A 5,690-nucleotide genomic window follows, 5' to 3' on the forward strand; every position below is an offset into this window, starting at 1 on the left:
CGCCCGGCCCTCGCGCCGTCCCGGGCCAGGACCAGCCGCGCGCCGTCCAGGGCGCGTCGTCGACCACCAATGTGGTCCGCGAGCAGAGCGACTACTACCACGCCACCAAGACCACGATCTTCAACGCCCTGCTCAACACCATCGACCTGGGCCAGCTGGCGCAGCTGGACCTGAAGGCGGCGGCCGAAGAGATCCGCGACATCGTCGCCGAGCTGGTGGCGATCAAGAACGTCTCGATGTCGGTCTCCGAGCAGGAGCACCTGGTCCAGGACATCATCAACGACGTCCTCGGCTATGGCCCGCTGGAGCCGCTGCTGGCCCGCGACGACATCGCCGACATCATGGTCAACGGCGCGCACCGGGTGTTCATCGAAGTCGGCGGCAAGGTCCAGCTGACCAATGTGCGGTTCCGAGACAATCTGCAGCTGATGAACATCTGCCAGCGGATCGTCAGCCAGGTCGGCCGCCGGGTCGATGAGAGCTCGCCGATCTGCGACGCCCGCCTGCCCGACGGCAGCCGCGTCAACGTCATCGCCCCGCCCTTGGCGCTGGACGGTCCCACCCTGACCATCCGCAAGTTCAAGAAGGACAAGCTGACGATGAAGCACCTGGTCGACTTCGCGTCGATCAGCCCGGAAGGGGCGCGGGTCCTGGGCGTCATCGGCGCGTGCCGCTGCAATGTCGTCATCTCGGGCGGCACCGGCTCGGGCAAGACCACCCTGCTCAACACCATGACCGCCTTCATCGACCCGACCGAACGGGTGGTGACCTGCGAGGACGCGGCCGAGCTGCAGCTGCAGCAGCCGCACGTGGTGCGCCTGGAAACCCGGCCGGCGAACCTGGAAGGCCAGGGCTCGGTGACCATGCGCGACCTGGTCAAGAACTGCCTGCGGATGCGTCCCGAACGGATCATCGTCGGCGAAGTCCGCGGGCCCGAGGCCTTCGACCTGCTGCAGGCCATGAACACCGGCCACGACGGCTCGATGGGCACGCTGCACGCCAACAGCCCGCGCGAGGCGCTCAGCCGGATCGAGAGCATGATCACCATGGGCGGCTACAGCCTGCCGTCCAAGACCATCAAGGAGATGATCGTCGGCTCGGTCGACGTCATCGTCCAGGCCGCCCGCCTGCGGGACGGCAGCCGCCGCATCACCCACATCACCGAGGTGGTGGGGCTGGAAGGCGACGTGATCGTCACCCAGGACCTGTTCGTCTACGAGATCAGCGGCGAGGACGCCGAGGGCCGGGTGCTGGGCCGGCATCGCTCGACCGGCATCGGCCGCCCGCGGTTCTGGGACCGCGCCCGCTATTACGGCCTGGAGCGCGAGCTGGCCGAAGCCCTCGACGCGGCGGAATAGGGCGATGATGTTCATCCTCGCCGGTCTCCTGGGCTTCATCATCATCGCCAGCCTGGGCTTCGTGCTGGCGGGCGGCGCCGGCGGCGGTTCGACCAAGACGGTCAAGCGCGCCCAGCTGATCGGCGGCGTCGACCGCGCCAGCGAGGCGGCCCGCGCCAAGGTCGTGGCCAACACCCCCGACGCCCGCCGCAAGCAGATCCTCAAGACCCTCAAGGAGCAGGATCATCAGAAGAAGAAGGCGTCGCTGACCATTGCCTCGCGCCTGCGGTCCGCGGGCCTGGGCGACAATCTCCAGATGTTCTGGATCGTCAGCGGCGTCGTGGGCCTGCTGGTCGGCGCGACGCTCCTGCTGCTGCGCCAGATGCCGCTGGTCGCCCTGGGGGCGGCCTTCGCCGCGGGCCTGGGCCTGCCGCGCTGGGTGGTCGGCATGCTGGCCAAGGCGCGCGTCAAGAAATTCACCGAGGCCTTCTCCGACGCCATCGACATCATCGTGCGCGGCATCAAGTCGGGCCTGCCCGTCCATGACTGCCTGAAGGTCATCGGCGCCGAGTGCCCCGAGCCCCTGGCCGGCGAGTTCCGCGTGCTGGTCGAGAACACCGGCATGGGCATGTCGATGGAGCAGGCGCTGGACCGCATGTACGAGCGCATGCCGACCAACGAGCTGCGCTTCTTCACCATCGTCCTGACCATCCAGGCCAAGACCGGCGGCAACCTGGCCGAGGCGCTGGGCAACCTGTCGACCGTGCTGCGGGCCCGCAAGCTGATGGCCGAGAAGATCAAGGCCCTGTCGGCCGAAGCCGTGGCCTCGGCCTTCATCATCGGCAGCCTGCCGCCGGGCGTCATCTTGATGATCACGGTGACGGCGCCCGCCTATATGGCGCCGATGTTCAGCGACCCGCGCGGTCACCTGATGCTGCTGGCGGCCGCCTTCTGGATGGGCCTGGGCATCTTCGTGATGCGCAAGATGATCAACTTCAAGTTCTAGGGGAGGCGGCCATGATCGAGATGCTCACCAATCCCCAGACGCTGCTCAGCGTCTTCGTCGCCATCGTGGTGTTCGCCACCATCGTCACCCTGGTCTCGCCGATGATGGGCGGAAGCGGCCTGGAGGGGCGGCTGAAGTCGGTGGCCAACCGCCGCGAGGAGCTGCGTCGCCGCTCGCGCGAGGCCCTGGCCCAGCCGAGTGTCGGCGCGTCGCTGCGCCATACCGACGAGGGGATGTACAAGACCATCGTCGACCGCCTGCAGCTGTCGCGGCTGCTGGAGGATCCCAAGGTCGTCGACAAGCTGGCCCAGGCGGGCTTCCGCGGCCCCAAGCCGGTCTCGACCTTCTACTTCTTCCGTTTCGCCATGCCGTTCGCCTTCGCGGTGGTGGCGGGGTTCTATCTCTATGTGGTCAACGATTTCGGCCTGCTGCCGGTGCAGAAGATCGCCGCCTGCTTCGTCGCCCTGATGGCCGGCTTCTACGCCCCCAACCTCTACATCTCCAACATCGCCCAGAAGCGTCGCGAATCGATCGTCTCGGCCTTCCCCGACGCCCTGGACCTGCTGCTGATCTGCGTCGAAAGCGGCATGTCGATCGAGGCGGCGGTCGCCAAGGTCGGGGCCGAGATCGGCGGGGCCTCGATCGAGCTGGCCGAGGAGCTGGCCCTGCTGACCGCCGAGCTCAGCTACCTGCCCGAGCGCCGTCTGGCCTATGAGGGCCTGGCCAAGCGGACCAACCATCCCGGCGTCCGTTCGGTGGTCACCGCCATGATCCAGGCCGAACGCTACGGCACGCCGCTGGGGTCGGCCCTGCGGGTGATGGCCAAGGAAAACCGCGAGCTGCGGCTCTCGGCCGCCGAGAAGAAGGCCGCCGCCCTGCCGGCCAAGCTGACCGTGCCGATGATCGTGTTCTTCCTGCCCGTGCTGTTCATCGTGATCATGGGTCCGGCCATCATCAAGATCCAGGACGTGCTGAAGCACCGCTAGGGCCGGCAGCGGCGCCCATAAATCAGCGGCCGGCAGACGCCGTCGAGGTCCGCCGGCGGCTTGACGCCCGTGGCCGCCGCAAGGGTCGGAGCGATATCGACCGTGTCCAGCGGCAGGATGCGTTCGTGCGGTTTGGCGCCCTTCCACCAGAACAGGATCGGCACGCGACGATCGTAGTCCCAGGGACTGCCGTGGCTGGAGACATAGGTCGCGCCCGGCGTGGCCGGAACGCGGTCGGGCTTGAAGGCGACGAGGATATCGCCCGTGCGGCCGGGATAGACGCTGCGGCGCATCCGCTCGGCCACGGACAGTTCCTCGGGCGAGGCGTCGGCCGGCGCGGGCTCCAGGGCCAGCAGAGCCTGGGCGTCGAAGGCCTGGGCCACGGCCGGGTCGCGATTGATGAGCACCAGGGCGTCCGCGATGATGCGGGCGCGGTCGGCGCTCGAGGGCGTCCCGCGGCCGGGCCCGACAATGTAGATCTGATCAATGCCGCCGTCGGCGATCAGCGGCTCCCAGGTCAGACCCAGGTCGGCGCGGAGCCGCCTGTTCAGGTCGGCGAGCCATGGTTTGCCGATCACCCGCCCGCTGTCGTAGCCCTCGTCGCGCAGGCGCTCGGCGAAGTCGGCGCCGCCATGGTCAGCGGTCAACACGACCAGGACCCCGCCCTTGACCCTGTCCAGGCTCTTGAGGAACACGCCCAGGCGCTCGTCCAGACGGGCGATCTGGTCGCACATCTCAGGGCCCCGCGTGCCCCAGCGGTGGCCGATGAAGTCGGTGGCCGACAGGCTGACGGTCAGGACATCGACCTGAGGTCCGTCGCCCAGCCCGTAGGCCTCGCGCAGGGTCCGTGCGGCCTCCAGGGTCACTTCGTCGGTATAGGGGCTGGCGTAAAGGTCGCGCTGCCGGCCTGCATCATCGACCGCGGCGGGGATCGGCAGGGCCGCCCGCCACCGACGGCCGCCGGTCTCATAGTCGGCCTCCAACGCCTGGCAGCGCTCGGCCGAAGCCTTGGCGTAGGTCCAGATGAACGGGCGCCTCTTCAGGTCAGTCGCCAGCCGGGCGTTCAAGGCGGCGACAGGCTTCAGGCGCGCCTCCGCCGTCTGCCCTTCGCGAACAAAGGTCGTGAAGCCGAAGCCCGGTTGATACCAGAACTGGCCGTCGGCCTGGTGACCCGACATGGTGATGGCCCCGCGGTCCTTGCCCGATACGCCAAACACCCGGCTCGTGGGCGAGACCGCCTTCAGCCAGTCGCCGTAGGTCGTCGCGACGAGGTTGGCGGGACTGACGGCGCGACCCTTGGGATCGTCGGCCAGGGTCACGCTGGCGTCGCCCAGGCAGTAGGCGATCTTGCCCGTGGCGCGGTCGTACCAATCATTGGCGGGAATGCCGGTCTTGTTCGGATGCTTGCCCGTCAGCAGGGTCGAGTGTCCCGGACAGGTTTCGGTGAAGGCGTGCGACTGGTAGCCGTTCGGATAGACGATCCCTTGGCTCAGGGTGGCCAGACCGCCCGTGAACTCGGGCCGATGCTGGGCGTAGAGATTGGCGCTGAACTGGTCGACCGAGATGACCACGACCAGCTTGGGCTCCGGCTTGTCGGAGATCGCTGGGGCCGAGAGGGTCGAGGCCTGGGCGGCGAGGCCGGTCGACAGCACGAGGGCAAGGACGCCGGGGATGAAAATCGTCTTCATCCCCAACGCCTTCGCGCGTTCCGATCGTCAGTGCAAGTCGTAGAGGCGCTCCGGTCGCGGGAGGTTCGTCTGTTGTCGGAAATCCATGCGGACGACGACGCCCTAGCCGCCCGTCTTCACCGCGCTCCACGAACGGGTCGCGCTTTCCTGGCCCGTGGCGGCGCGCAGCCAGGCCAGGTTGTTGTCGACCGATTCCGGCGGCAGGTCCTGGCGGGCCAGTTTCTCGGCCTCGTCGATGCGGCCCTGCAGGCCGACGACCAGGGCCAGGTTCTGGCGCACCTGGATGGTGGCGGAGGGCAGGGCGACGGCCTGGCGCAGCGCGGTCTCGGCGCCCCTCAGGTCGCCGGTCGAGGCCAGGTGCAGGGCCAGGTTGGTCAGGGGCGCGGCCTCGTTCGGGGCCAGGGCCACGGCCTGGCGGTGGGCCGCCAGGGCCTCGTCGTCGCGTTTGGCCTGTTCATAGGCCACGCCCAGCAGCGACGGCGGACGCCAGTCGCGCGGTTGCAGGGCGGCGGCCTTGCGGCCCGGCGCGATGGCGTAGAAGCCCTGGCCGCGCGCCACATTGGCCCGCGCCGACTCCATCAGGGCGTCATAGTCGTCGGGCGCGAAGACCAGGACGCGGTCGGCCGCCTCGGCGGCCTCGTCATAGCGGCCCAGGGCGCGCAGGGCCTGGGAC

5 protein-coding genes are annotated in these 5,690 nt (G+C 68.8%); 3 read left to right on the plus strand and 2 right to left on the minus strand.

What is annotated here, in order from left to right:
* The 3 genes from WAL33_RS16670 to WAL33_RS16680 form a co-directional block, all read left to right on the plus strand.
* On the plus strand, positions 1-1,358 hold a 1,358-nt coding region (locus tag WAL33_RS16670), incomplete at its 5' end, for a CpaF family protein (protein ID WP_422182645.1).
* Positions 1,359-1,362: 4 nt separating this feature from the next.
* Complete coding sequence (locus tag WAL33_RS16675) at positions 1,363-2,343, plus strand: type II secretion system F family protein (protein WP_422182646.1); 981 nt, start codon at positions 1,363-1,365, stop codon at positions 2,341-2,343.
* Between the two features lie 11 nt (positions 2,344-2,354).
* Positions 2,355-3,329 (plus strand): type II secretion system F family protein, encoded by a 975-nt coding sequence (locus WAL33_RS16680; protein ID WP_422182647.1) that lies wholly within the window; start codon positions 2,355-2,357, stop codon positions 3,327-3,329.
* Here WAL33_RS16680 and WAL33_RS16685 read toward each other — a convergent pair.
* Both WAL33_RS16685 and WAL33_RS16690 read right to left on the minus strand, forming a co-directional pair.
* Positions 3,326-5,017 (minus strand): alkaline phosphatase family protein, encoded by a 1,692-nt coding sequence (locus WAL33_RS16685; RefSeq protein ID WP_422182648.1) that lies wholly within the window; start codon positions 5,015-5,017, stop codon positions 3,326-3,328. The two genes, WAL33_RS16680 and WAL33_RS16685, sit on opposite strands and share 4 nt — an antisense overlap.
* A gap of 102 nt (positions 5,018-5,119) precedes the next feature.
* Positions 5,120-5,690: pilus assembly protein TadD (locus WAL33_RS16690; protein ID WP_422182649.1), on the minus strand; the 571-nt coding region annotated here is incomplete at its 5' end.

The organism is Caulobacter sp. (assembly GCF_049283275.1).
GTDB lineage: Bacteria > Pseudomonadota > Alphaproteobacteria > Caulobacterales > Caulobacteraceae > Caulobacter.

Coding starts and splice junctions, on each gene's coding strand:
- WAL33_RS16675 (WP_422182646.1), top strand. CDS start 1,363: ATGATGTTCATCCTCGCCGGTCTCCTGGGCTTCATCATCATCGCCAGC.
- WAL33_RS16680 (WP_422182647.1), top strand. CDS start 2,355: ATGATCGAGATGCTCACCAATCCCCAGACGCTGCTCAGCGTCTTCGTC.
- WAL33_RS16685 (WP_422182648.1), bottom strand. CDS start 5,017: ATGAAGACGATTTTCATCCCCGGCGTCCTTGCCCTCGTGCTGTCGACC.